This is a genomic window from Pseudomonas sp. P179 (assembly GCF_000478485.2).
In the GTDB taxonomy this organism is placed as follows: Bacteria; Pseudomonadota; Gammaproteobacteria; order Pseudomonadales; family Pseudomonadaceae; genus Pseudomonas; species Pseudomonas aeruginosa.
The window spans coordinates 4,410,295-4,436,189 of the sequence record NZ_KI517354.1 but is presented as its reverse complement, the minus strand read 5'-3'; the positions used below and the strand labels follow the sequence as shown (position 1 = coordinate 4,436,189).

Annotated in this window: 21 protein-coding genes and 3 tRNA genes; 13 read left to right on the top strand and 11 right to left on the bottom strand. The window is 64.8% G+C overall.

Annotated elements, in window-relative coordinates:
- Nucleotides 1–2,780 (top strand): two-partner secretion system exoprotein TpsA4 (gene tpsA4, locus HMPREF1224_RS32770; RefSeq protein WP_010793786.1); only part of this gene is annotated, 2,780 nt, incomplete at its 5' end.
- 230 nt (nucleotides 2,781–3,010) lie between these two features.
- Here tpsA4 and HMPREF1224_RS32765 read toward each other — a convergent pair.
- From HMPREF1224_RS32765 to rluD, 6 genes are all read right to left on the bottom strand, one after another.
- A tRNA-Lys gene (locus tag HMPREF1224_RS32765) sits at nucleotides 3,011–3,086 on the bottom strand.
- 10 nt (nucleotides 3,087–3,096) lie between these two features.
- Nucleotides 3,097–3,173 (bottom strand) — tRNA-Pro (locus HMPREF1224_RS32760).
- A 9-nt stretch (nucleotides 3,174–3,182) separates the two neighbouring features.
- Nucleotides 3,183–3,258, bottom strand: a tRNA-Asn gene (locus HMPREF1224_RS32755).
- A 234-nt stretch (nucleotides 3,259–3,492) separates the two neighbouring features.
- Nucleotides 3,493–6,057 carry an ATP-dependent chaperone ClpB gene (gene clpB / locus HMPREF1224_RS32750; RefSeq protein ID WP_003145976.1) on the bottom strand — a complete coding sequence of 855 codons (2,565 nt, stop codon included), beginning with the start codon at nucleotides 6,055–6,057 and terminating at the stop codon, nucleotides 3,493–3,495.
- Between the two features lie 155 nt (nucleotides 6,058–6,212).
- Nucleotides 6,213–6,941, bottom strand: a complete 729-nt coding sequence (pgeF, locus tag HMPREF1224_RS32745; protein WP_003102588.1) for a peptidoglycan editing factor PgeF — start codon at nucleotides 6,939–6,941, stop codon at nucleotides 6,213–6,215.
- Entirely contained in the window at nucleotides 6,938–7,900 is a 963-nt protein-coding gene (gene rluD, locus HMPREF1224_RS32740) for a 23S rRNA pseudouridine(1911/1915/1917) synthase RluD (RefSeq protein WP_003094686.1), read from the bottom strand. The genes pgeF and rluD overlap by 4 nt, the downstream gene beginning before the upstream one ends.
- A 145-nt stretch (nucleotides 7,901–8,045) precedes the next feature.
- Between rluD and HMPREF1224_RS32735 the strand changes: the two genes are divergently transcribed.
- From HMPREF1224_RS32735 to pilR, 4 genes are all read left to right on the top strand, one after another.
- Entirely contained in the window at nucleotides 8,046–9,071 is a 1,026-nt protein-coding gene (locus HMPREF1224_RS32735; RefSeq protein ID WP_003102590.1) for an outer membrane protein assembly factor BamD, read from the top strand.
- A gap of 156 nt (nucleotides 9,072–9,227) precedes the next feature.
- Nucleotides 9,228–9,473, top strand: coding sequence for a PP0621 family protein (locus HMPREF1224_RS32730; protein ID WP_003102591.1), 246 nt, complete (start codon nucleotides 9,228–9,230; stop codon nucleotides 9,471–9,473).
- Nucleotides 9,463–11,055, top strand: a complete 1,593-nt coding sequence (gene pilS, locus HMPREF1224_RS32725; RefSeq protein ID WP_003123394.1) for a two-component system sensor histidine kinase PilS — start codon at nucleotides 9,463–9,465, stop codon at nucleotides 11,053–11,055. The genes HMPREF1224_RS32730 and pilS overlap by 11 nt, the downstream gene beginning before the upstream one ends.
- A gap of 14 nt (nucleotides 11,056–11,069) precedes the next feature.
- Nucleotides 11,070–12,407: a two-component system response regulator PilR gene (gene pilR / locus HMPREF1224_RS32720; protein ID WP_003094694.1), complete on the top strand. Its 1,338-nt coding sequence runs from the start codon at nucleotides 11,070–11,072 to the stop codon at nucleotides 12,405–12,407.
- Nucleotides 12,408–12,452: 45 nt separating this feature from the next.
- Here pilR and thiO read toward each other — a convergent pair whose 3' ends face one another.
- Complete coding sequence (gene thiO / locus HMPREF1224_RS32715) at nucleotides 12,453–13,547, bottom strand: glycine oxidase ThiO (protein WP_003119424.1); 1,095 nt, start codon at nucleotides 13,545–13,547, stop codon at nucleotides 12,453–12,455.
- Nucleotides 13,548–13,681: 134 nt separating this feature from the next.
- Between thiO and HMPREF1224_RS32710 the strand changes: the two genes are divergently transcribed.
- The 8 genes from HMPREF1224_RS32710 to pilE all read left to right on the top strand — a co-directional run bounded on the left by HMPREF1224_RS32710 (nucleotide 13,682) and on the right by pilE (nucleotide 21,030).
- On the top strand, nucleotides 13,682–14,191 hold the full coding sequence (locus HMPREF1224_RS32710; protein ID WP_003102595.1) for a GspH/FimT family pseudopilin: 510 nt from the start codon (nucleotides 13,682–13,684) through the stop codon (nucleotides 14,189–14,191).
- A 105-nt stretch (nucleotides 14,192–14,296) separates the two neighbouring features.
- Entirely contained in the window at nucleotides 14,297–14,803 is a 507-nt protein-coding gene (locus HMPREF1224_RS32705; protein ID WP_003102598.1) for a GspH/FimT family pseudopilin, read from the top strand.
- On the top strand, nucleotides 14,794–15,351 hold the full coding sequence (gene pilV / locus HMPREF1224_RS32700) for a type 4a pilus minor pilin PilV (protein WP_003119423.1): 558 nt from the start codon (nucleotides 14,794–14,796) through the stop codon (nucleotides 15,349–15,351). The genes HMPREF1224_RS32705 and pilV overlap by 10 nt, the downstream gene beginning before the upstream one ends.
- Nucleotides 15,348–16,172, top strand: a complete 825-nt coding sequence (pilW, locus tag HMPREF1224_RS32695; RefSeq protein WP_003119422.1) for a type 4a pilus minor pilin PilW — start codon at nucleotides 15,348–15,350, stop codon at nucleotides 16,170–16,172. Before pilV ends, pilW begins: the two co-directional genes overlap by 4 nt.
- Nucleotides 16,169–16,756, top strand: coding sequence for a type 4a pilus minor pilin PilX (pilX, locus tag HMPREF1224_RS32690; protein WP_003112826.1), 588 nt, complete (start codon nucleotides 16,169–16,171; stop codon nucleotides 16,754–16,756). The genes pilW and pilX overlap by 4 nt, the downstream gene beginning before the upstream one ends.
- A gap of 11 nt (nucleotides 16,757–16,767) precedes the next feature.
- Entirely contained in the window at nucleotides 16,768–20,259 is a 3,492-nt protein-coding gene (gene pilY1 / locus HMPREF1224_RS32685) for a type 4a pilus biogenesis protein PilY1 (protein ID WP_010793785.1), read from the top strand.
- 1 nt (nucleotide 20,260) lies between these two features.
- Entirely contained in the window at nucleotides 20,261–20,608 is a 348-nt protein-coding gene (gene pilY2, locus HMPREF1224_RS32680) for a type 4a fimbrial biogenesis protein PilY2 (protein WP_003102609.1), read from the top strand.
- Nucleotides 20,605–21,030 carry a type 4a pilus minor pilin PilE gene (gene pilE, locus HMPREF1224_RS32675; protein ID WP_003094721.1) on the top strand — a complete coding sequence of 142 codons (426 nt, stop codon included), beginning with the start codon at nucleotides 20,605–20,607 and terminating at the stop codon, nucleotides 21,028–21,030. Before pilY2 ends, pilE begins: the two co-directional genes overlap by 4 nt.
- A gap of 46 nt (nucleotides 21,031–21,076) precedes the next feature.
- Here the strand turns inward: pilE and ispH are convergent, their stop codons facing one another.
- From ispH to ileS, 4 genes are all read right to left on the bottom strand, one after another.
- A complete protein-coding gene (ispH, locus tag HMPREF1224_RS32670; protein ID WP_003094724.1) occupies nucleotides 21,077–22,021 on the bottom strand; it encodes a 4-hydroxy-3-methylbut-2-enyl diphosphate reductase in 945 nt (314 codons plus the stop codon).
- A gap of 85 nt (nucleotides 22,022–22,106) precedes the next feature.
- Nucleotides 22,107–22,547, bottom strand: a complete 441-nt coding sequence (fkpB, locus tag HMPREF1224_RS32665; protein ID WP_003161775.1) for an FKBP-type peptidyl-prolyl cis-trans isomerase — start codon at nucleotides 22,545–22,547, stop codon at nucleotides 22,107–22,109.
- Nucleotides 22,540–23,049, bottom strand: a complete 510-nt coding sequence (gene lspA / locus HMPREF1224_RS32660; RefSeq protein ID WP_003102615.1) for a signal peptidase II — start codon at nucleotides 23,047–23,049, stop codon at nucleotides 22,540–22,542. Before lspA ends, fkpB begins: the two co-directional genes overlap by 8 nt.
- Nucleotides 23,042–25,873, bottom strand: a complete 2,832-nt coding sequence (gene ileS / locus HMPREF1224_RS32655) for an isoleucine--tRNA ligase (protein ID WP_003102617.1) — start codon at nucleotides 25,871–25,873, stop codon at nucleotides 23,042–23,044. Before ileS ends, lspA begins: the two co-directional genes overlap by 8 nt.
- Nucleotides 25,874–25,895: the final 22 nt, after the last annotated feature.

Genomic DNA, 25,895 nt, shown 5'->3' with positions numbered 1-25,895 from the left:
GTTCTGGCGCAAGTGGCATCACCGTTGTGCAAAGCCAGAATGGCGCAAATATCGGTTCAGGCGCGAGTGGCATCAGCGTCGTGCAGAGCCAGAGCGGCCCCAGCATCGGCTCGGGCGTCAATGGCGTCACAATCGTGCAGAGCCAGAGCGGTGCCAACATCGGCCCCGACGTCAGCGGAATCGATGTCGTCCAGACCCAGACTCTCACCAACCTGAGCCCAGGCGCCAATGGCTCCAGCATCGTCCAGGTCCAGACGCTACCCGATATCGCCGCCGACGCCGGCAATGTGCATGTCGTGCAGGTCCAGACCGGCGGTAACAAGGTCTTCGGCAACTCCGCCACCAACGTCAGGTCACGTACCGTTCAGGCCCGGAGTAGCGAGAATGTCGGTTCCGGCCTGGCGAATCCAAGCAGCGCGGGAAAAGGCCCGACGTTGCATGCCGATACCCTGGCCCGCAACCTTTCCACAAGCAACGTCGAAGTGGTCGCCACCCGGGGCAACGCGCATGTCGGCGCGCCGCTGTCCTGGGACAGCGGCAACGGCCTGACGCTAACCGCCGAGCGCGGGGACCTCAGGATCAATGGCGCGCTGACGGCCCAGGGGGAAAACGCCAGCCTTACTCTCAATGCCGGGCAGCGCCCTCTCCGTATCGACGACAGCCTCTCTCTCACCGGCCAGGGAGCCCGGGTCGAATTCAATTCGGACAAGGGTTATGCCCTGGCCGAAGGCGCCCGGATCACCCTGTCCGGAAAGAACGCAGGATTCCGCGCCAATGGGCGGGACTACAGCGTGATCCAGGACCTGCAGCAGTTGCGCGGCATCGATAGGGACCTGGGCGGCAGCTATGTCCTCGGCAATCGAATCGCAGGCGGCCATTCCAGCTTCCTGTCGATAGGCAACGCCAGCGCCTTCGGCGGTACCTTCGACGGCCTGGGCAACACCATCGATAATCTCGCCGTCTACGGCACCGGCGCCTACTCCGGCCTGTTCAGCGTCAACCGGGGCACCCTCCGCAACCTGAACCTGGAACGCATTTCCGCCGATGGAGCACAGGCCACCCACTACAACGTCCAGGTCGGTAGCCTGGCCGCCGTCAACCTCGGTCGCATCGACAATGTGAACGCCAGCGACATCCGTATCGCCGCGGCCTCGCAGCTGAACAGCCTCGGCGGGCTGGTCGCGCTGAACCTGGGCAGCATCGACAACGCCAGCGCCAGCGGCACGCTGGTCGGCAACCGCCAAACCTATGCTCTGGGCGGACTCGCAGCCGAAAACATCAGCACAGCCAGGGGCGTGGCCAGCATCTCCAACAGCCGGGCCGATTTTGCCATCTCCGGCCAGTTGAAGGACCATGCCAGCCACTACGGCGCGGGGGGCCTGGTAGGCAGGAACCGCGGCGGCCTCATCCGCAGCAGCGGCAGTCAGGGAACGCTGTCGCTGAGCGGTCACGGGATGAACCTGGGAGGACTGGTCGGATACAGCTCCGCCGGCGGACTGGCGGACGTTTCCGCCTCCGTCGACGTCTCAGGCAACGGACAGCGCGGCCTGTACGGTGGGCTCATCGGCCTCAACGTAAACAGTGGTATCGCCCACGCCACGGCCAGCGGCAAGGTCCGGGGCACAGACGCGGAAGCACTGGGCGGGCTGATCGGCCGGAACCTGAACGCGGCCATCAACAACGCCAGCGCCCATGGCGATGTCAGCCTGCAAGCCGGTCGCTACCTGGGAGGCCTGATCGGCCACAACCAGGCAGGCAACCTGGCCAACGTCAGTGCCAGCGGCAACCTGAGTGGTGGGTCGCTGCTCCAGGCCGGCGGCCTGATCGGTCTCAACGCCAATGCCTCGCTGGTCAATGCCTCCGCCAAGGGCAATGTCGCTACCCGCGGAGCAGAAGCGGTTGGCGGTCTGCTCGGAGAAAACCTGTACGGCTCCGTCATCAACGGTTCCGCCAGTGGCGAAGTCACCGACGGCAGCGGCAAAACCCTGGGTGGCCTGATAGGGTCCAACCTCGGCGGCAATCATTCCAACCTGAAGGCCTCCGGGTGGGTAAACGCAGGGGCGAACAGTGACGTGGGAGGGCTGATCGGCCACAACCGGGGCGGCAACCACAGCACCCTGGCGGCATCCGGCAATGTCACCGGGGGCAAGGGCAGTCGCGTCGGCGGACTCGTCGGCTATAACGATGCCGCCTCGCTGACGAACGTCTCGGCTTCGGGCAACGTCAGCGCCAGTGGTTCCAGGGCCATCGGCGGGTTGATCGGCAGTGACCTGCGAGGTTCGCTGATGCTCGCCAGCAGTCATGGAATCGTGAACGACAAGACCGGCCACAACCTGGGAGGGTTGGTCGGCCGCGGTGAAAACACCTCGATCCGCTCCGCCAAGGCCAGCGGTGCGGTGAGCGGAGGCGCCGGGATCAGGGCCGGCGGACTGGTCGGCTCCCTGGAGGGCTGGCAGGCTCTCATCCTGGGGGCCTCGGCCGGCGGCGATGTGACGGCGGGCTACGACAGCTATATTGGCGGGCTGGTGGGCTTCAGCACCGCCACCATCAGCGGCGCTTCCGCTTCCGGCAAGGTCGGAGGCTCGGGTCTGCTGGGCGGCCTGGTCGCCTGGAACCAGGGGAATGTCATGGGTTCTTCGGCCAGCGGCAGGCTGGAGCCACAAATCCCCAACCAGATCCATGGCGGACTGATCGGCATCAATTTTGGCTGGCAGTCCTGGAACTCGGTATACGGGGCTGCGGCGACCGTTCCAATGATAGGTCGCCACTACAACCTGTGAATCGATTCTCCCGGTACCCGTACCGGGAGGCTTCCTGTTCGATGGAGCGGCCGGGCCTCAGGGCCCGCCGCCTCCAGACGCTCGATGAATGCCATGCGGGAAGGCCAGGCGTCGGAGAAACAGGGCTGGAAGAGCGGCCCCTCCTCCTTCCCACAGGCCAGCATTCGGAAAAATAAGGGTACAGAAACGAAAAAGCCCACCTTCGCAGGTGGGCTTTTTCGTCTTGAATATGGTGGGTCGTGTAGGATTCGAACCTACGACCAATTGGTTAAAAGCCAACTGCTCTACCGACTGAGCTAACGACCCAAGTATGAGGTGGTCGGGGTAGAGAGATTCGAACTCCCGACATCCTGCTCCCAAAGCAGGCGCGCTACCGGACTGCGCTATACCCCGATTGGAAGTTGGCTCCGCGACCTGGACTCGAACCAGGGACCCAATGATTAACAGTCATTTGCTCTACCGACTGAGCTATCGCGGAACGTCTTTCTTCCAACCCTGGACGCTTCCGGTGTTGCTGGATTCGCGTCTCAGAGGCGCGCCATTTTACGGATGCACGCGGGCATGTCAACCCTCTGATCCAAAAAGTTTTTCTTCTTTTTCCACGAGCGGCAAAACGGCCCTTCCACTGCATGCGGCAGCGCTCTCACTCCCACCGGACGCCCATGAAAAAGCCCCGCCGAAGCGGGGCTTTCCCTGTCCGTCCACGAAGAGGTCAGGCGAAGACGATCTCGTCTCCTTCCAACTTCGCCGAGATACTGGCACCCGGCGCGAATTTGCCGGCCAGGATCAGTTGCGCCAGCGGGTTCTCGATCCAGCGCTGGATGGCCCGCTTCAGCGGGCGTGCGCCATAGACCGGGTCGAAGCCGACGGCGATCAGCTTGTCCAGCGCCTCCTGGCTCAGTTCCAGGCTCAGCTCGCGCTCGGCCAGGCGCTTGCGCAGGCGACCGAGCTGGATCTCGGCGATGCCGGCGATCTGCTCGCGAGCCAGCGGCTCGAATACCACCACTTCGTCGATCCGGTTGATGAATTCCGGACGGAAGTGTGCATTGACCGCGTCCATCACTGCGGCACGTTGCGCCTCGCGGTCGCCGGCCAGCTCCTGGATCTGTGCCGAACCGAGGTTGGAGGTCATCACCACCACGGTGTTGCGGAAGTCCACCGTACGCCCGTGACTGTCGGTCAGGCGTCCGTCCTCGAGCACCTGGAGGAGAATGTTGAATACATCCGGATGGGCCTTCTCCACCTCGTCCAGCAGCACCACCGAGTAGGGCTTGCGGCGGATCGCCTCGGTCAGGTAGCCGCCTTCCTCAAAGCCGACGTAGCCCGGAGGCGCGCCGATCAGGCGGGCCACCGAGTGTTTCTCCATGAACTCGGACATATCGATCCGCACCAGCGCCTCCTCGGTATCGAAGAGGAACTCGGCCAGCGCCTTGCACAACTCGGTCTTGCCCACCCCGGTCGGGCCGAGGAAGAGGAACGAGCCGCTCGGCCGGTTCGGATCGGCGAGGCCGGCGCGCGAACGGCGCACGGCGTTGGACACGGCGACTACCGCCTCGTCCTGGCCGATCACTCGCCGATGCAGCTCCTGCTCCATGCGCAGCAGCTTCTCGCGCTCGCCCTCGAGCATCTTCGACACCGGGATACCGGTCCACTTGGAAACCACTTCGGCGATTTCCTCGTCGGTCACCTTGTTGCGCAGCAACTGGTTCTCGGTCTTGCCGTGCTGGTCGACCATCTGCAGGCTGCGTTCCAGGTCCGGGATGGTCTGGTACTGGATGCGCGCCATGCTCTCGAGGTCGCCCTTGCGCCGCGCCGCCTCCATCTCCTGCTTGGCCTGCTCGATCTTCTGCTGGATCTGCGCCGAGCCCTGCACCTCGGCCTTCTCGGACTTCCAGATCTCCTCGAGGTCGGCGTATTCGCGCTCGAGCTTGACGATATCCTCCTCCAGCTTGGCCAGGCGCTTCCTGGTGGCTTCGTCGTCTTCCTTCTTCAGCGCCTCGCGCTCGATCTTCAGCTGGATCAGGCGACGGTCGAGACGATCCAGTTCCTCCGGCTTGGAGTCGATCTCCATGCGGATGCGGCTGGCGGCCTCGTCGATCAGGTCGATGGCCTTGTCCGGCAGTTGCCGATCGGTGATGTAGCGGTGCGACAGCTTGGCCGCGGCGATGATCGCGCCGTCGGTGATGCTCACCCCGTGGTGCACTTCATAGCGTTCCTTGAGACCACGGAGGATGGCGATGGTGTCTTCCTCGCTCGGTTCGTCCACCAGCACCTTCTGGAAGCGGCGCTCCAGCGCGGCATCCTTCTCGATGTACTGGCGATACTCGTCGAGGGTAGTAGCACCGACGCAGTGCAGCTCGCCGCGCGCCAGAGCCGGCTTGAGCATGTTGCCGGCGTCCATGGCACCTTCCGCCTTGCCGGCGCCGACCATGGTGTGCAGTTCGTCGATGAACAGGATGACCCGACCTTCCTGCTTGCCCAGTTCGTTGAGGACTGCCTTCAGGCGTTCCTCGAACTCGCCGCGGAACTTGGCGCCGGCGATCAGCGCCCCCATGTCCAGGGCCAGCAGGCGCTTGTCCTTGAGGCCGTCCGGCACTTCGCCGTTGATGATGCGCTGGGCCAGGCCCTCGACGATGGCGGTCTTGCCGACGCCGGGTTCGCCGATCAGCACCGGGTTGTTCTTGGTCCGCCGCTGCAGGACCTGGATGGTCCGGCGGATCTCGTCGTCGCGACCGATCACCGGGTCGAGCTTGCCTTCCTCGGCGCGCTTGGTCATGTCGACGGTGTACTTGTCCAGCGCCTGGCGCGACTCCTCGACGTTCGGGTCGTTCACCGCTTCGCCGCCACGCAGGTTGGCCACGGCATTCTCCAGCGCCTTGCGCGACACGCCCTGGCCGAGCAGCAGCTTGCCGAGCCTGGTGTTCTCGTCCATCGCGGCCAGCAATACCAGCTCGCTGGAGATGAACTGGTCGCCCTTCTGCTGGGCCAGGCGGTCAGCCTGGTTGAGCAGGCGTGCGAGATCCTGGGACAGGTTCACGTCGCCGGTCGGGCTCTGGATCTTCGGCAGCGCGTCGAGTTCTTTGTTGAGGCCGCTGCGCAGGGCGGCGATATCGAAGCCGACCTGCATCAGCAGGGGCTTGATCGAACCGCCTTGCTGCTCGAGCAGGGCGGAAAGCAGGTGCACCGGCTCGATGGCCGGATGGTCATGGCCAACGGCCAGGGACTGGGCGTCGGAGAGCGCCAGTTGCAGCTTGCTGGTCAAACGGTCTATTCGCATGGGTCGTCCTTCCTTCTATAGAGCGGGCCGGAACGATGGGTGTCCCTGATGAAGAAAAGCCCGCCGAGATGACTCAGTAGATAAGGGCGATTTTCCGCGGTTCAAGCGACCAGACCGTGACATCGGTCAGTTGCCGCCGGATAACCTGCGCGGGCCTAGTCCTGGAGCCAGACCAGGCTGGCAAAACGGCCGGTACGCGACGAGCGGCGGTAGGAATAGAAGCGCGCGGTATCGCTGAAGGTGCAGAAGCCGCCGCCATGCACGGCGGTGACGCCATGGGCGCCCAGGCGGATCCGCGCGAGTCGGTAGATGTCGGCCATGAAGCGGCCCGGATTGGCGCTAGGTACGAAAGCCGAGCGCGCCTCGGCGTGCGCAGCGACGAATGCATCGCGGACCTCGCCGCCGACCTCGAAGGCCTGCGGGCCGATCGCCGGCCCCAGCCAGACCAGCAGTTCGTCGCCGGGCACGCCCAGGCTGTCCACCGTCGCCTCCAGCACGCCCGCCGCCAGCCCGCGCCAGCCGGCATGGGCCGCGGCCACGCGGGTGCCCGAGCGGTCGCAGAACAACGCCGGCAGGCAGTCGGCGGTCATGATCGTACAGGCGACGCCCGGCATCGCGCTCCAGCTGGCGTCGGCCCTGAGCACCCGGCTCGGGTCGGCCTCCACCACCGTCACTCCGTGCACCTGGTCCAACCAGCTCGGCCGGCATTCCAGACGCTCGGTCAGGCGTCGGCGGTTTTCTTCCACGGCGCGCGGATCGTCGTCGACGTGGGCGCCAAGGTTCAGACTGTCGAAGGGTGCCTGGCTGACCCCGCCACTGCGCGTGGTCACGCAGGCCCGCACACGGGCCGGCGCCGGCCAGTCGGGGGTCAGCCAGGCGTTCATCCGACGAACGCCTCGCGATCCTGGCGCAACAGGCTGAGCAGCCAGAGGAAGTCTTCCGGCAGCGGCGACTCCCACTTCATGCGCACGCCGGTGGCCGGGTGATCCAGTTCGAGGAAGCGCGCGTGCAGCGCCTGCCGGGGGAACTCGCGAAGAGTCTGGACCAGGGTCTGGCTGGCCACCGGGGGAATCCTGAAGCGCCCACCGTAGACCGGATCGCCGACCAGGGGATAGCCGATATGGCTCATGTGCACGCGGATCTGGTGGGTACGCCCGGTCTCCAGCTTGACCCGGGTATGGGTGTGCGCACGGAAGCGTTCCAGCACGCGGTAATGGCTGACCGCCACCTTGCCGGCGTCGACCACCGCCATCTTCTGCCGCTGCACGCCATGCCGTCCGATCGGCGCATCGATGGTGCCGCCGGAGGTGATCACGCCGATCACGATCGCCTCGTAGATGCGGCTGACCGACCGTGCCTGCAGTTGCGCCACCAGCTTGGTGTGGGCCTCCAGCGTCTTGGCCACTACCATCAGGCCGGTCGTGTCCTTGTCCAGGCGGTGGACGATCCCGGCGCGCGGCACATTGGCGATGTCCGGGACATGGTAGAGCAAGGCATTCAGCAGGGTGCCGTCCTGATGGCCGGCAGCCGGATGGACCACCAGGCCGGCGGGCTTGTCGATCACCAGGATGTGCTCGTCCTCGTAGACGATTTCCAGCTCGATGTCCTGTGCGAGCCACTCGCCCTGGGCTTCCTGCTCGGCCTCCAGGACCAGTTGCGCGCCGCTGTGGACGATGTCGCGCGGGCGCAGCACGGCGCCGTCGACGGTCAGGCGACCGTCCTTGATCCAGCCGGCCAGACGGGAGCGGGAGTGTTCGGGAAAAAGCTGGGCGGCGATCTGGTCGAGACGCTGGCCACCCAGCTCGAACGGCACCTCGGCCGCGCGTTGAATCATATCGGACATGAGTAGGAGACGATGCTCAGCGCGGCTTTTGGAATCGGCTACGCGCTGTGGTTAAATACGGGGTCTTTGTCCCAGGGGGTGCCTGGGGCGCCAATCATAACAGACGGTTGAGGCCAAGCCGACCGTCCCAGGGACGCAAGCCGCCATGCAAGTGAAACACCTGCTGCTGATCGCCATCCTCGCCCTCACCGCAGCCTGCTCCTCGAACAAGGAGACTGTCGACGAGAACCTGAGCGAGAGCCAGCTGTACCAGCAGGCGCAGGACGACCTCAACAACAAGAGCTACAACAGCGCCGTCACCAAGCTGAAAGCCCTCGAGTCGCGCTATCCCTTCGGCCGCTACGCCGAGCAGGCCCAGCTCGAGCTGATCTACGCCAACTACAAGAACATGGAGCCCGAAGCCGCCCGCGCCGCCGCCGAACGCTTCATCCGCCTGCATCCGCAGCACCCCAACGTCGACTACGCCTACTACCTCAAGGGCCTGTCCTCCTTCGACCAGGACCGCGGCCTGCTGGCGCGCTTCCTGCCGCTGGACATGACCAAGCGCGACCCGGGCGCCGCCCGCGACTCCTTCAACGAGTTCGCCCAGCTCACCAGCCGCTTCCCCAACAGCCGCTACGCCCCGGACGCCAAGGCGCGCATGGTGTACCTGCGCAACCTGCTGGCGGCCTACGAAGTGCACGTCGGCCACTACTACCTGAAGCGCCAGGCCTATGTCGCCGCCGCCAACCGCGGTCGCTACGTGGTGGAGAACTTCCAGGAAACCCCGGCCGTCGGCGATGGCCTGGCGATCATGGTCGAAGCCTACCGTCGCCTGGGTCTCGACGACCTGGCCAGCACCAGCCTGGAAACCCTCAAGCTCAACTATCCGGATAACGCCAGCCTCAAGGATGGCGAGTTCGTCGCCCGCGAAAGCGAGGCCGACACCCGCTCCTGGCTGGCCAAGGCCACCCTGGGCCTGATCGAAGGCGGCGAGCCGCCGCCGCACATGGAAACCCAGGCCGCCAAGGACGTGATCAAGCAGTACGAGGATGCCGAGCGGGAGATCCCCGCCGAACTGAAGCCGGAAAACCAGGATCACAGCGCCGACGACGAGAAGCCGGAGAGCGATGACGACGAAGACTCCGGCCGCTCCTGGTGGAGCTACATGACCTTCGGTCTCTTCGACTGATCGCACGAAACACCGAAGGGAGGCTCAGGCCTCCCTTCTTTTTGCCCGCCGCCATGCCTCTCCCAGCGCCAAACGCCGCACAGCCTGGACCTTCCCGGCTGGGATCGAGCCGGCGGCTTGGCTAAACTGCAGCTTTCTCCAGCCTCCGAGATCACCATGGGCCTTTTCCGCCTCCTGTTCTGGATCGCCCTGATCGCCATCGCGTTCTGGCTCTGGCGTCGCTTTACCCGTCCCACTCCGCGCCAGCAGCAACGTCCGCAGGACGAGCCGAGCGCATCGCCGATGGTCCGCTGCGCCCATTGCGGCGTCCACGTGCCGCAGGCCAACGCCCTCGCCCACGAACAACGCTGGTATTGCAGCCAGGCGCACCTGCGCCAGGACCAGGGCGACCGTGCGCGCTGAACGGCTACGGCTGAGCGAGGAGCAGGGGCAACGCATCCTCCGTCTGTACCACCTGTACCGCCTGACCATCGGCCTGGTACTGGTCCTGCTGATCTCCAGCGAACTGGAAGATCAGGTCCTCAAGCTCGTCCACCCTGAACTGTTCCATGTCGGCAGTTGGTGCTACCTGGTCTTCAACATCCTGGTCGCGCTGTTCCTGCCACCGTCGCGGCAATTGCTGCCGATCTTCATCCTCGCGCTCACCGACGTGCTGATGCTTTGCGGCCTGTTCTACGCAGGTGGCGGCGTGCCCAGCGGCATCGGCAGCCTGCTGGTGGTGGCGGTGGCCATTGCCAACATCCTGCTGCGCGGGCGCATCGGCCTGGTCATCGCGGCGGCGGCCAGCCTCGGCCTGCTCTACCTGACCTTCTTCCTCAGCCTGAGCAGTCCGGACGCCACCAACCACTACGTCCAGGCCGGCGGCCTCGGCACCCTGTGCTTCGCCGCCGCGCTGGTGATCCAGGCTCTGGTGCGGCGCCAGGAGCAGACCGAAACGCTGGCCGAAGAACGCGCCGAGACGGTCGCCAACCTGGAGGAACTCAACGCATTGATCCTGCAGCGCATGCGCACCGGCATCCTCGTGGTCGATAGCCGTCAGGCCATCCTCCTCGCCAACCAGGCCGCCCTCGGCCTGCTCAGGCAGGACGACGTGCAGGGCGCCAGCCTGGGCCGCCACAGCCCGATGCTGATGCACTGCATGAAGCAATGGCGCCTGAATCCCAGCCTCCGTCCGCCGACGCTCAAGGTGGTGCCGGATGGCCCGACGGTGCAACCCAGCTTTATCAGCCTCAACCGCGAAGACGACCAGCACGTGCTGATCTTCCTCGAAGACATTTCGCAGATCGCCCAGCAGGCGCAGCAGATGAAGCTGGCCGGTCTCGGCCGCCTGACCGCCGGCATCGCCCATGAGATCCGCAACCCGCTGGGCGCGATCAGCCACGCCGCCCAACTGCTGCAGGAGTCAGAGGAACTGGATGCCCCGGACCGACGCCTGACGCAGATCATCCAGGACCAGTCGAAGCGGATGAACCTGGTCATCGAGAACGTCCTGCAGCTCTCCCGTCGCCGCCAGGCCGAACCGCAGCAGCTCGACCTGAAGGAGTGGCTTCAGCGGTTCGTCGACGAATACCCCGGCAGGCTGCGCAACGACAGCCAACTGCACCTGCAGCTCGGTGCCGGCGACATCCAGACCCGCATGGACCCACATCAGTTGAACCAGGTGCTGAGCAACCTGGTGCAGAACGGTCTTCGCTACAGCGCCCAGGCGCACGGGCGCGGCCAGGTCTGGCTGAGCCTCGCGCGCGACCCGGAGAGCGACCTGCCGGTGCTGGAAATCATCGACGACGGTCCCGGCGTACCGGCGGACAAACTGAACAACCTGTTCGAACCCTTCTTTACTACAGAAAGCAAAGGCACCGGCCTGGGCCTCTATCTCTCCCGCGAGCTCTGCGAGAGCAACCAGGCACGGATCGACTACCGCAATCGCGAGGAAGGCGGCGGCTGCTTCCGCATCACCTTCGCCCACCCGCGCAAACTCAGCTGACGGAAGCCGCACGCATGAGCCGACAAAAAGCCCTGATCGTCGACGATGAACCGGATATCCGCGAACTGCTGGAAATCACTCTCGGCCGCATGAAGCTGGACACCCGCAGCGCCCGCAACGTCAAGGAAGCCCGCGAGTTGCTGGCCCGCGAGCCGTTCGACCTGTGCCTCACCGACATGCGCCTGCCGGACGGCAGCGGCCTCGATCTGGTCCAGTACATCCAGCAGCGCCATCCACAGACCCCGGTGGCCATGATCACCGCGTACGGCAGCCTGGACACCGCGATCCAGGCGCTCAAGGCCGGTGCCTTCGACTTCCTCACCAAACCGGTCGACCTCGGTCGCTTGCGGGAGCTGGTGGCAACCGCCCTGCGCTTGCGCAACCCGGAAGCCGAGGAAGCGCCGGTGGACAACCGCCTGCTCGGCGAGTCGCCGCCGATGCGCGCCCTGCGCAACCAGATCGGCAAGCTGGCGCGCAGCCAGGCGCCGGTCTACATCAGTGGCGAGTCCGGTAGCGGCAAGGAGCTGGTGGCGCGCCTGATCCACGAGCAGGGGCCACGTATCGAGCGGCCGTTCGTGCCGGTGAACTGCGGCGCGATTCCCTCCGAACTGATGGAAAGCGAGTTCTTCGGCCACAAGAAAGGCAGCTTCACTGGCGCTATCGAAGACAAGCAGGGCCTGTTCCAGGCCGCCAGCGGCGGCACCCTGTTCCTCGACGAAGTCGCCGACCTGCCGATGGCCATGCAGGTCAAACTGCTCCGGGCGATCCAGGAAAAGGCCGTGCGCGCGGTCGGCGGCCAGCAGGAGGTCGCCGTCGACGTGCGCATCCTCTGCGCCACCCACAAGGACCTCGCCGCCGAAGTCGGCGCCGGGCGCTTCCGCCAGGACCTCTACTACCGCCTCAACGTCATCGAGCTGCGCGTACCGCCGCTGCGCGAACGCCGCGAGGACATCCCGCTGCTCGCCGAACGCATCCTCAAGCGCCTGGCCGGCGACACCGGCCTGCCGGCCGCCAGGCTGACCGGCGACGCACAGGAGAAGCTGAAGAACTACCGCTTCCCGGGCAACGTCCGCGAGCTGGAAAACATGCTGGAGCGCGCCTACACCCTGTGCGAAGACGACCAGATCCAGCCTCACGACCTGCGCCTGGCCGATGCGCCGGGTGCCAGCCAGGAAGGCGCCGCGAGCCTGAGCGAAATAGACAACCTCGAGGACTACCTGGAAGACATCGAGCGCAAGCTGATCATGCAGGCGCTCGAGGAGACCCGCTGGAACCGCACCGCCGCGGCCCAGCGCCTGGGCCTGACGTTCCGCTCGATGCGCTACCGCCTGAAAAAGCTGGGCATCGACTGAAAGTGAAAAGGCCTGTCCGAAGACAGGCCTTTTGGTTTTCGCTCCTCAGAGGCGACCAGCCGGGGCGTAGGGGACCGGGTCGATGATCGGTTCCCGCCCGCTCATGAGATCCGCCAGCAGACGGCACGACGCCGGTGCCAGGACCAGCCCGTTGCGGTAGTGCCCGGTATTCAGCCAGAGCCCGTCGAAGCCAGGCACCGGACCGATATAGGGGATGCCTTCGGGAGAGCCCGGGCGCAACCCTGCCCAGTGGGCCACCGGCTGCATGTCCGCCAGTTCCGGCAACAGTTCTGCCGCAGACGCCCTGAGGCTTTCCAGCGCCTCGTCGGTCGGCGTCTTGTCGAAGCCCGAATGTTCCAAGGTGCTGCCGATCAGGATGTGGCCGTCGCGCCGCGGAATCGCGTAGCGCCCCTTGGCCAGCACCATGCGCGGCAGGAAATCCGCCGCGCACTTGTAGAGGATCATCTGCCCTTTCACCGGTACCACGGGCAGTTCCAGGCCAAGCGGCTTCAACAACTCGCCGCTCCAGGCGCCCGCCGCCAGCAGCACCTTGTCGCCACGGATCTCGCCACGCGAGGTCGCCACGCCGAGCACTCGATCGCCGTCGCGCAACCAGCCGCGCACCTCCGTCTGCTCATGCAGTTCGAGATTGGCGAATTGTTGCAGGGATGCCCGCAATGAGCGCGCCAGGCGAGGATTGCGCACATTGGCCACGCCCGACATGTAGACCGCCCGCTGGAAGCCGGCGCCCAGCCCGGGCACCGCCGCGTAGGCCTCCTCGATCGGCACTTCCTTCAACGGCCGGGTGTGCTTGCGTGCCCACTGCAGTGCCTCGGTCTGGTCGTCCAGGTCCAGCCAGTACAGGCCAACGGTATGGACCTCGGGATCGAGCCCGGTCTCGTCGAGCAAACGCTGCCCCAGGGCCGGGTAGAAGTCCTGCGACCAGTGCGCCAGGGCGGTCACCGCCGGGCTGTAGCGCCACGGATAGAGCGGCGAGACGATCCCGCCTCCCGCCCAGGATGCCTCACGCCCACTCTCGCCCCGCTCCACCAGGGTCACCCGCAGTCCGGCGAGCGCCAGCTCCCGGGCGGTCAACAGGCCGATGACGCCAGCGCCCACTACCACAACTCTTTCCGACACCAGGGCCTCCACGATCACACAGGGGTTGCAGAAAAGTCGGTCATACGCCTCATCCCGCAGCTGATTGAGGCAACGGGGAAAATCCGGCGAGATACGACCGTCGCGGAATGATACGAGCAAAAGGACCGCCTGCCATGGTCGAAAGGTCGCAGAGAGCGTTGACGCTCACCGAGCTGCTGTTTGCGCTGGTTCTGCTGGGAATACTGGGAAGCCTGGCGCTGCCCGGGATGGCAGCCTGGCTGGACGGCAATCGCGAGCGAAGTGTGTTGCACGAGCTGAGCGCGAGCATCCAGCTGGGCAGAACCCATGCCGTCGCCTACCAGCGCCCGGTGACGCTCTGTCCGTCGACCGATGGCCGTCACTGCGGCAGCGACTGGGGAGAGGGCTGGCTGCTTGCGGAAGACGGTGGGGAACGGCTTCTCGTGGGACGCGCGCTTGCAAAGAAGGAAAGGCTCCGCTGGAACCGTTCGAACCGCCTCAGGTTCCTCCCCAGCGGCCAGCTCAACATTCACAACGGGCGGTTTCTGCTCTGCGGAAGGCATACCGTTGCCTGGCAACTGATCCTCAACCGGCAGGGCCGGCTCCGTACCGCGAGCGCCAGGGAGAACCGGGAGAAACGTGAGCTATGCAGCACTTCCGGATGATCATGGACCAGTTGTCCTGCCCCACGGGCCGACCGTCAACGACCGCAAGACGCTCCCAGGCCCGTTTGGCATGCTTTCCAGGCGTAGACCCCCTGGAGCAACCGCATGTCATATCGTTCCAACTCGACCGGCTTCACCCTGATCGAGTTGCTGATCATCGTCGTCCTGCTGGCCATCATGGCGAGCTTCGCCATTCCGAACTTCAAGCAGCTGACAGAACGCAACGAACTGCAGAGCGCCGCCGAGGAACTCAATGCGATGCTGCAGTACGCTCGCAGCGAAGCCGTGTCCCAGAGGCGCGCGATCAGCATCCAGGCGCTGAAGGACAAGGACTGGGGCAAGGGCCTGAGCATAGGTGTCCTGGCCTCCGGCTCGATCGCCGCGCCCCTGCGCAAACACGACGGCTTCCGTGCCGCCACGCTGACAGCGAAGGAAAAGAGCGCCGTGGAACATCTGACCTTCACGGCCAACGGTACCCTCGTACCGCCAACGGAACGAACCTTCGCAATCTGCCAGAACGGCAAGACCGACGGGGGCCGCGTGCTGAGCATCAGCCAGGCCGGCCGGATCCAACTCGAACCTTCCTCCAAGGCGCCCCAGTCATGCTATTGAAATCGCGACACAGGTCGCTGCACCAATCCGGCTTCAGCATGATCGAAGTGCTGGTCGCCCTGCTGCTGATCAGCATCGGCGTGCTGGGCATGATCGCCATGCAGGGCAAGACCATCCAGTACACCGCCGACTCGGTCGAGCGCAACAAGGCAGCCATGCTCGGCAGCAACCTGCTGGAAAGCATGCGGGCGAGCCCGAAGGCGCTGTACGACGTCAAGGACCAGATGGCCACGCAATCCGACTTCTTCAAGGCCAAGGGGTCGGCGTTCCCCACCGCGCCGTCCTCCTGCACGCCATTGCCCGACGCGATCAAGGACCGCCTGGGATGCTGGGCGGAACAGGTGAAGAACGAACTGCCAGGCGCTGGCGACCTGCTGAAGAGCGACTACTACATCTGCCGCAGCTCGAAGCCGGGCGACTGCGACGGCAAGGGCTCCATGCTGGAAATCCGCCTTGCCTGGCGCGGCAAGCAAGGCGCCTGCGTCAACGCCGCCGACAGCAGCGCCGACACCTCCCTCTGCTACTACACCCTCAGGGTCGAGCCATGAGCATGAACAACCGCTCCCGACGGCAATCGGGCCTGTCCATGATCGAACTACTGGTGGCCCTCGCCATCAGCAGCTTCCTGATTCTCGGGATTACCCAGATCTACCTGGACAACAAGCGCAACTACCTGTTCCAGCAAGGCCAGGCAGGCAACCAGGAAAACGGACGCTTCGCCATGATGTTCCTGGACCAGCAACTGGCCAAGGTGGGTTTCCGTAGGCGTGCGGACGACCCCAACGAGTTTGCCTTCCCGGCGCAGCAGAAAACCGCCTATTGCGAGGCATTCAAAGCCGGCTCGACCCTGGTGCCCGCCGTGGTCAAGGCCGGCCAGAGCGGATTCTGCTACCGCTATCAACCGGCGCCAGGCGAAGCCTACGACTGCGAAGGCAACTCGATCACCACCCCTAGCGATCCCTTCGCTACCGCCCAGGCCATCACCGCACGCGTTCTGTTCGTTCCCGCGACCGCCGATGTCCCCGGCAGCCTCGCCTGCTCCGCGCAGACAATCAAGGAAAAAGGCCAGGAGATCGTAAGCGGCCTGGTCGACTTCAAGCTCGAGTACGGCGTCGGCCCGACCATGGCCGGCAAACGCGAGGTGGAAAGCTTCGTCGAACAGGCCAACATCGCCGACCGTCCGGTGCGTGCCCTGCGCTACTCCGCGCTGATGGCCAGCGACAAGAACCTGCGCCAGGGCGACAGCAAGACCCTGGACGATTGGATCACGCTCTACCCCTCGTCCAAGACCAGCCTGCAAGGCAACGACAAGGACCGCCTCTACCAGATCGCCAAGGGCAGCCAGACACTCAGGAATCTCGTGCCATGAACAACTTCCCTGCACAACAGCGCGGCGCCACGCTGGTCATCGCCCTGGCGATCCTGGTGATCGTCACCCTGCTGGCGGTCTCGAGCATGCGCGAAGTGGTACTGGAAAGCCGCATCACCGGCAACGTCATCGAACAGACTCGCTTGCAGAACGCCGCCGAGTCCGGACTCCGCGAAGGCGAGCGGCGCTTCGTCAACACCCTGCGTCCGCCGGAGCCCGGCACCGGTTGTACGGCCGACAACGTGGCCCGCCCCTGCCTACTGGACCTCGCCGCGCTGAACCTGAAGCTGGCGGACACCCACCAGAATCCGGTCGGCGTGCTGAAGGGCATCGCCAATACCTGGATGAGTTACCGCGGCAGCGACATCAGCAGCGCGACCACCGCGGGCACGCTCTACAGCGTGCAGTGGAACAACCTGCCCATTCCCTCGGGCGGCCAGGTCAACGAAGCGGAAAGCCCCGAATACGGCAACCTGATGCGCGGCATCGGCACCTTCTACTACGAGACCAATAGCGTCGCGCGCAACCAGACCAACAGCGAAACCGTCCTGCAGACCGTTCTCGCCCGTCTCTATACCAACTGATCGAGCCTCGCATGAAATCGGCACTCCACCAGATCGGCAAGACCTCGCTGGCAGCCGCGCTCAGCGGCGCCGTCCTGCTCTCCGCCCAGACCACCCACGCCGCCGCCCTGTCGGTCAGCCAGCAGCCGCTGATGCTGATCCAGGGCGTCGCCCCGAACATGCTGGTGACTCTCGACGACTCGGGCAGTATGGCTTATGCCTATGCACCGGATAGCCTGGTCAACAGCCGCAACAACGTCTATTTCGCGTCGAACAGCTACAACCCGATGTACTTCGACCCGAATACCCAGTACAAGCTGCCGAAAAAGGTGACCCTTTCCAATGGCCAGATCCAGGTGCAGGACTATTCCAAGCCCAGCTTCACCGCGGCATGGCGCAACGGTTTCACTCAGGAAGGCCGGGTAAACCTTTCCCGTGACTACAGGCCAACGGTGCAGTACCAGGGCGGATCGGGAGCAGGCACCGAGTCCAGCATCGACTGGTACGGGGCTCCTGCCTTCTACTACCAATACAGCGGGGGCCGCGGTTGCAGCCTCACCACTTCGAGTTGCTACACCCGTGTGGAAATCAGCGGCGCGGCCCAGCAGCAGAACTTCGCCAACTGGTACTCCTTCTATCGTACCCGCGCCCTGGCCACCCAGACCGCCGCTAACCTGGCGTTCTACAGCCTGCCTGAAAACGCCCGGATCAGTTGGCAACTACTGAACAGTTCCTCGTGCCTGATCGGCAGTGGCTCCAGTAACTGTTACAACAACTACCTGAGAGACTTCACCGGGCAACATCGGGTGAACTTCTTCAACTGGCTGGAGAACCTGTCGGTCGGAGGTGGTACTCCGCTGCGTCAGGCCATGACTCGAGCAGGGGAGTTTCTCAAGAAGACCGGCGTCAACGGCCCCTATGCCTATCGACCTGGTACCCAGACCTCGCCGGAATACAGCTGCCGTGGCAGCTATCACATTCTGATGACCGATGGTCTTTGGAACAACGACTCGGCCAGCGTAGGCAATGCCGACAGCACGAGTCGTAGCCTCCCCGATGGCAAGAGCTACAGCAGCCAGACGCCTTACAGGGATGCTGCGTCCAATACCCTGGCCGACCAGGCCTTCCATTACTGGGCCACCGATGCCCGGCCGGATATCGACGACAATATCAAGCCGTACATTCCCTACCCGGACCAGGCCAATCCCTCGGCGGAGTACTGGAATCCGCGCAACGATCCGGCGACCTGGCAGCACATGGTGACCTATACCCTGGGCCTGGGCCTGACCACCAGCCTCACCAGCCCGAAGTGGGAGGGTTCCACCTACTCCGGCGGCTATGACGAAATCGCCGCCGGGCGCCTCAGCTGGCCGAACGCTTCGAATAACCATAGCAACAACGTCTATGACCTGTGGCACGCCGCAGTGAACTCCCGGGGCGAGTTCTTCAGCGCCGACTCGCCGGACCAACTGGTCGCGGCCTTCCAGGACATCCTCAACCGAATTTCGGGCAAGGACCTGCCGGCATCCCGCCCCGCCATCAGCTCGTCCCTGCAGGAAGACGACACTGGCGACAAGCTGACCCGCTTCGCCTACCAGACCAGCTTCGCCAGCGACAAGAACTGGGCTGGCGACCTGACCCGCTACAGCCTGACCACCCAGGACAAGGCCACCGTGCAGACCAAGCTGTGGAGCGCGCAGAGCATCCTCGACGCGATGCCCAACGGTGGAGCTGGCCGCAAGATCATGATGGCCGGATCCGGTACCTCGGGCCTCAAGGAGTTCACCTGGGGCAGCCTCAGCGCCGACCAGCAGCGGCAGTTGAACCGCGATCCGGACCGCAACGATGTCGCCGACACCAAGGGCCAGGACCGCGTGGCCTTCCTGCGCGGCGATCGCAGCAAGGAGAACAGCGACAACTTCCGCACCCGCAACTCGATCCTCGGCGATATCATCAACTCCTCGCCGGCGACGGTCGGCAAGGCCCAGTACCTGACCTACCTGGCCCAGCCGATCGAGCCCAGCGGCAACTACTCCACGTTCGCAGAAGCACAGAAAACCCGTGCCCCGCGGGTATACGTCGGCGCCAACGACGGCATGCTGCACGGTTTCGATACCGACGGTAACGAGACCTTCGCCTTCATCCCAAGCGCGGTCTTCGAGAAGCTCCACAAGTTGACCGCCCGCGGCTACCAGGGCGGCGCCCACCAGTTCTACGTCGACGGCTCGCCGGTGGTCGCCGACGCCTTCTTCGGCGGCGCCTGGCATACCGTGCTGATCGGCAGCCTGCGCGCCGGCGGCAAGGGCCTGTTCGCCCTCGACGTGACCGATCCCGCCAACATCAAGCTGCTCTGGGAAATCGGCGTGGACCAGGAGCCCGACCTTGGCTACAGCTTCCCCAAACCCACGGTCGCCCGGCTGCACAACGGCAAGTGGGCCGTGGTCACCGGAAACGGTTATTCCAGCCTGAACGACAAGGCCGCGCTGCTGATCATCGACCTGGAGACCGGGGCCATCACCCGCAAACTGGAAGTCACCGGCAGGACCGGCGTACCCAACGGCCTATCCAGCCCTCGCCTGGCAGACAACAACAGCGACGGCGTAGCCGACTACGCCTACGCCGGCGACCTGCAAGGCAACCTCTGGCGCTTCGACCTGATCGCCGGCAAGGTCAACCAGGACGATCCGTTCAGCCGAGCCAACGACGGCCCGGCGGTGGCCTCGAGCTTCAGGGTGTCTTTCGGTGGCCAGCCGCTCTATTCGGCAGTCGACTCCGCCGGCGCGGCGCAAGCGATCACCGCCGCGCCCTCGCTGGTTCGCCATCCGACACGCAAGGGCTACATCGTGATCTTCGGTACCGGCAAGTATTTCGAGAACGCCGACGCCCGGGCCGATACCAGCCGCGCCCAGACGCTCTACGGCATCTGGGACCAGCAAACCAAGGGCGAAGCCGCGGGCAGCACACCCCGACTGACGCGCGGCAACCTGCAGCAGCAGACACTGGACCTCCAGGCCGACTCGACCTTCGCCTCGACCGCTCGCACCATTCGCATCGCCAGTCAGAACCCGGTCAACTGGCTGAACAATGACGGCAGCACCAAGCAGTCCGGCTGGTATCTGGACTTCATGGTCAACGGCACCCTGAAGGGCGAGATGCTGATCGAGGACATGATCGCCATCGGCCAGGTGGTGCTGCTGCAAACCATCACCCCGAACGATGACCCCTGTGCCGACGGCGCCAGCAACTGGACCTATGGCCTCGATCCCTATACCGGCGGTCGCACCAGCTTCACCGTGTTCGACCTGGCACGCCAGGGCGTCGTGGACTCGAAATCCGACTACAGCTACAACAAGCAGAACGTCGCGGTATCCGGTACCGAGCAGAAAGGCCTGGGAGGCTTGACGCTGAGCACCAACGAACAGGGCAATCCGGAAGTCTGCTCCTCGGGCGAATGCCTGACCGTGAACCCCGGTCCGAACACCCGTGGCCGCCAGAACTGGCGCCCCATCGAAGGAAAGAACTGATATGAAAGTGCTGCCTATGCTGCTGGCCCTGGCCGTTCCCGGCCTCTGCTGGGCCGAAGATCCCCAGACCTTCGAAGGCGCTGGCGTGGTCTTCGAAGTCCAGGTCGAGAAGAACCTGGTGGACATCGACCACCGGCTCTACCGCCTGCCCAACAGCACCGTCAGGAACGGCATGCCCAGCCTGTTCCAGGTCAAGCCGGGCTCCGTGGTGTCCTACTCTGGCACCGTCAGCCAGCCGTGGTCCACCATCACCGATATCTACATTCACAAACAGATGAGCGAACAGGAGCTGGCCGAGATGATCGAGAAAGAACAGCCCCGCCAGGACGGGGAGGAGCAGCCCCGATGAGGACAAGACAGAAGGGCTTCACGTTGCTGGAAATGGTGGTGGTAGTGGCGGTGATCGGCATCCTCCTCGGCATCGCCATTCCCAGTTACCAGAACTACGTGATCCGCTCCAACCGCACCGAGGGGCAGGCGCTGCTCTCGGACGCGGCCGCGCGCCAGGAACGCTACTACTCGCAGAACCCCGGGGTCGGCTACACCAAGGACGTGGCCAAGCTGGGCATGAGTTCGGCCAACTCGCCGAACAACCTGTACAACCTCACCATAGCGACGCCCACCAGCACCACCTATACCCTGACCGCCACGCCGATCAACTCGCAGACCCGCGACAAGACCTGCGGCAAGCTGACCCTCAATCAGCTCGGCGAACGCGGCGCAGCCGGCAAGACCGGCAACAACAGCACCGTCAACGACTGCTGGCGCTGAAACGAAAGAGCCCCTCTACGAGAGGGGCTCTTTCATTGCGCACGGTTCACAAAGCCTTGACCCGCAGTTCCTTGGGCATCGAGAAGGTAATGTTCTCCTCCCGCCCCTCCAGTTCCTGCTCCTCCGACGCCCCCCACTCGCGTAGCTGGGCGATCACGCCGCGCACCAGCACTTCCGGCGCGGAAGCGCCTGCGGTGATTCCGATGCGACGCACACCGTCGAACCAGCCGCGTTGCATGTCCTCAGCGCCGTCGATCAGGTAGGCCGGCGTGCCCATCCGCTCGGCGAGTTCGCGCAGGCGGTTGGAGTTGGAACTGTTGGGGCTGCCCACCACCAGGACCATGTCGCACTGGTCGGCCAGTTCCTTCACGGCATCCTGGCGGTTCTGGGTGGCATAGCAGATGTCGTTCTTGCGCGGTCCCTGGATCTGCGGGAACTTGGCGCGCAGGGCATCGATGACCTTCGAGGTGTCGTCCATCGACAGGGTGGTCTGGGTCACGTAGTGCAGGGCTTCGGGCTTGCGCACCTCCAGCGCGGCGACGTCGGCCTCGTCCTCCACCAGGTAGATGGCACCGCCGTTGCTGGCATCGTACTGGCCCATGGTGCCTTCCACCTCGGGGTGCCCTTCATGCCCGATCAGCACGCATTCGTGGCCGTCGCGGCTGTAGCGCACCACTTCCATGTGCACCTTGGTCACCAGCGGGCAGGTCGCGTCGAAAACCTTCAGGCCGCGCCCCTCGGCTTCCTTGCGGACCGCCTGGGAAACGCCGTGGGCGCTGAAGATGACGATGACGTTGTCCGGCACCTGATCGAGTTCCTCGACGAAGATGGCGCCGCGCTGGCGCAGGTTGTCCACGACGAACTTGTTGTGCACCACCTCGTGACGCACGTAGATCGGCGGGCCGAAGACATCGAGGGCACGGTTGACGATCTCGATGGCGCGATCCACGCCGGCGCAGAAGCCGCGGGGATTGGCGAGTTTGATTTGCATGGCGGTCTCGTGGGCGACGCGGTGATTGGACGAATGAACCTTGCTACCGCCCTCCCCGCTTGGGAAGGGCGCAGCGACCGACGGTTCAGGCCGGCTGGACGTCGATGATCTCGACTTCGAAGGCCAGGGTCTTGCCGGCCAGCGGATGATTGAAGTCGACGGTCACCTGCTGCTCATCGAACGCCTTGACCACGCCCGGCAGTTCGGTCTTGGCCGCGTCGTTGAAGATCACCAGCAGGCCCTCGGCCAGCTCCATGTCCTGGAACTGGTCGCGCGGCATGATCTGCACGTTCTGCGGATTCGGCTGGCCGAAGCCCTGTTCGGGAAGAATGCTCAGGGTGCGCTTGTCGCCAGCCTTCAAGCCGAACAGCGCCTGTTCGAAGCCCGGCAGCAGGTTGCCGTCGCCGACCTTGAACGAGGCCGGCTGCTTGTCGAAGGTGCTGTCGACGACGTTGCCGTCCTCCAGCTTGAGGGCGAAATGCAGGGTGACGCGGCTCTCCTCGCCAATGCGGGTCGACTCAGCCATGGGCGGCTTCTCCGGATTTCTTCGATCTGAACATGTCGAGCGCCAGCATGACGGCGCCGACGGTGATGGCGCTATCGGCCAGGTTGAACGCCGGGAAGTACCAGCGGTTCTGCCAGTGCACCAGGATGAAGTCCACCACGTGGCCAAGGACCATGCGGTCGTAGAGGTTGCCCAGGGCGCCGCCGAGCACCAGCGCCAGGGCGATGGCCAACCAGGTCTCGCCTTTCTTCAGGCGTTTCAGCCAGACCACCAGGATCGCGCTGACGACGATGGCGATCAGGGCGAATAGCCAGCGCTGCCAGCCCGAGCTGTCGGCCAGGAAGCTGAAGGCGGCTCCGGTGTTGTAGGCCAGGGTCCAGCTGAACAGATCGGGGATCACCACGATCTGCTGGTACATGCTCAGTTCGGCCTGGAAGAACGCCTTGCTGACCTGGTCGAGGACGAACACCAGCACGGTGATCCACAACCAGGGCAAGCGCCCGAAACGATCGACGTCAGGCATAGTGGCGAACCTCGCCGCTGCCTTCGATGTTCTCGATGCAGCGACCGCACAGGTCAGGATGCGCAGCGTGCTGACCGACGTCCTCGCGATGGTGCCAGCAACGACCGCACTTGGCGTGGGTCGACTTGACCACTTTCAGCTTGAGGCCGGCGACTTCGCTGTCCACCGCGTCGGCCGGAGCCGCCGACAGCGGCGCCAGGGTCGCGGTCGAGGTGATCAGGACGAAGCGTAGCTCGTTGCCCAGCTTGGCCAATTGGGCCTGCAGCGCGTCTTCCGCATACAGGGTGACCTCGGCCTGCAGGTTGCCGCCCACGGCCTTGGCCGCGCGCTGGTTCTCCAGCTCCTTGTTGACCGCGGCCTTCACCGCCATGACCTGCTCCCAGTACTGGCGATTCAGCGTCACGTCGGCCGGCAGTTCGCTGAGGCCGTCGTACCAGGTGGCGAGCATTACCGACTCGGCACGCTCGCCGGGCAGGAATTTCCAGACTTCCTCGGCGGTGAACGCCAGGATCGGGGCGATCCAGCGCACGAGGGCCTCGGCGATGTGGAACAGTGCGGTCTGGCAGGAGCGCCGGGCGACGCTGTTGGCGCCGGTGGTGTACTGGCGGTCCTTGATGATGTCCAGGTAGAACCCGCCCAGCTCCTGTACGCAGAAGTTGTGCACCTTGGAATAGACGTTCCAGAAGCGGTACTCGCGGTACGCCTCTTCGATCTCGCGCTGCAAGAGCAGGGCGCGATCGACCGCCCAGCGATCCAGGGCCAGCATTTCCTGGGGCGGCAGCAGATCCGTGGCCGGATCGAAACCGTTCAGGTTGGACAGCAGGAAGCGCGTGGTATTGCGGATCCGCCGGTAGGCATCGGCGCTACGCTGGAGAATCTGCTGGGATACCGCGATCTCGCCCGAGTAATCGGTCGAAGCCACCCACAGGCGCAGGATGTCGGCGCCCAGGGTATCGATGACGGTCTGCGGCACCACGGTGTTGCCCAGCGACTTGGACATCTTGCGGCCGGACTCGTCGACGGTGAAACCGTGGGTCAGCAACTGGCGGTACGGCGCATGGTTGTCGATCGCGCAGCCGGTCAGCAGCGAGGAGTGGAACCAGCCGCGGTGCTGGTCGGAACCTTCCAGGTAGAGATCGGCGACCGGGCCGCTGGCATGGCCGATCCGGTGGGAACCACGCAGCACGTGCCAATGGGTGGTGCCGGAGTCGAACCAGACGTCCAGGGTGTCGTTGATCTTCTCGTACTGCGCGGCCTCCTCGCCGAGCAGCTCGGCGGCGTCGAGCTTGAACCAGGCTTCGATGCCTTCCTTCTCGACTCGCTGCGCGACCTCTTCCATCAGCTCCACGGTGCGTGGATGCAGTTCGCCACTGGCCTTGTGCAGGAAGAACGGGATCGGTACGCCCCAGTTGCGCTGGCGCGAGATGCACCAGTCGGGACGCCCGGCGATCATTCCGTGCAGGCGCGCCTGGCCCCAGCCCGGGACGAATTCGGTCTGGGTGATGGCTTCCAGCGCTCGCTCGCGCAGGGAAGCACCCTGCCTGGGCTGCTTGTCCATGCCGACGAACCACTGCGCGGTGGCGCGATAGATCAGCGGCGTCTTGTGCCGCCAGCAGTGCATGTAGCTGTGATTGATGGTTTCGTGGGCCAGCAGGCTGCCGACCTCTTCCAGCTTGGCCACCACGTTGGGGTTGGCCTTCCAGATGAACTGGCCGCCGAAGAACGGCAACGAGTCGACGTAGACGCCGTTGCTCTGCACCGGGCTGAGGATGTCGTCGTTGCTCATCCCGTAGCGCTTGCAGGTATAGAAGTCGTCTTCGCCGTAGGCCGGCGACGAGTGGACGATACCGGTGCCGGCATCGAGGGCCACGTAGTCGGCCAGGTAGACCGGCGACAGGCGCTCGTAGAACGGATGGCGGAAGTTGATCAGTTCCAGCGCCTCGCCCTTGGCGGTGGCGACCACCTTGCCCTCGCGCTGGTAGCGCGCCAGGCAGGACTCGACCAGGGCCTCGGCCAGCACCAGGTAGCGATCGCCGGCATCGACCAGCGCGTAGTCGATCTCCGGATGCACGTTCAGCGCCTGGTTGGCGGGGATGGTCCAGGGCGTGGTGGTCCAGATGACGATCTGCGCCGGCTTGTCCAGGGCCGCCAGGCCGAAGGCCGCGGCCAGCTTGTCGGCATCCGCCACCGGGAAGCCGACGTCGATGGTCGGCGACTTCTTGTCGGCGTACTCGACCTCGGCCTCGGCCAGCGCCGAACCACAGTCGAAGCACCAGTTGACCGGCTTCAGGCCCTTGAACACGAAGTCCTGCTTGACCATTTCCGCGAGGGCGCGGATTTCGTTCGCCTCGTTGGCGAAATTCATGGTCTTGTAGGGGTTGTCCCACTCGCCGAGCACGCCCAGGCGGATGAAGTCGGCCTTCTGCCCTTCGATCTGCTCGGCCGCGTATTCGCGGCACAGTTCGCGGGTCTTGTCCGCCGGAAGATTCTTGCCGTGGGTGGTCTCGACCTTGTGCTCGATGGGCAGGCCGTGGCAATCCCAGCCCGGCACATAGGGCGCGTCGTAGCCCGCCAGGGTCTTGGAGCGGACAATGATGTCCTTGAGAATCTTGTTGACCGCGTGACCGATGTGAATGCTGCCGTTGGCGTACGGAGGGCCATCGTGCAGGACGAACTTCGGACGGTCGCCGCCAATGGCCCGCAGCTTCTGGTACAGACCGATGTCGTTCCAGAACTTCAGGGTTTCCGGCTCGCGCTGGGGCAGGCCGGCTTTCATTGGGAAGGCGGTTTCCGGAAGGTTTAGCGTCGCTTTGTAGTCGGTCATCTCAGGGCCTGTTCAGGATCTC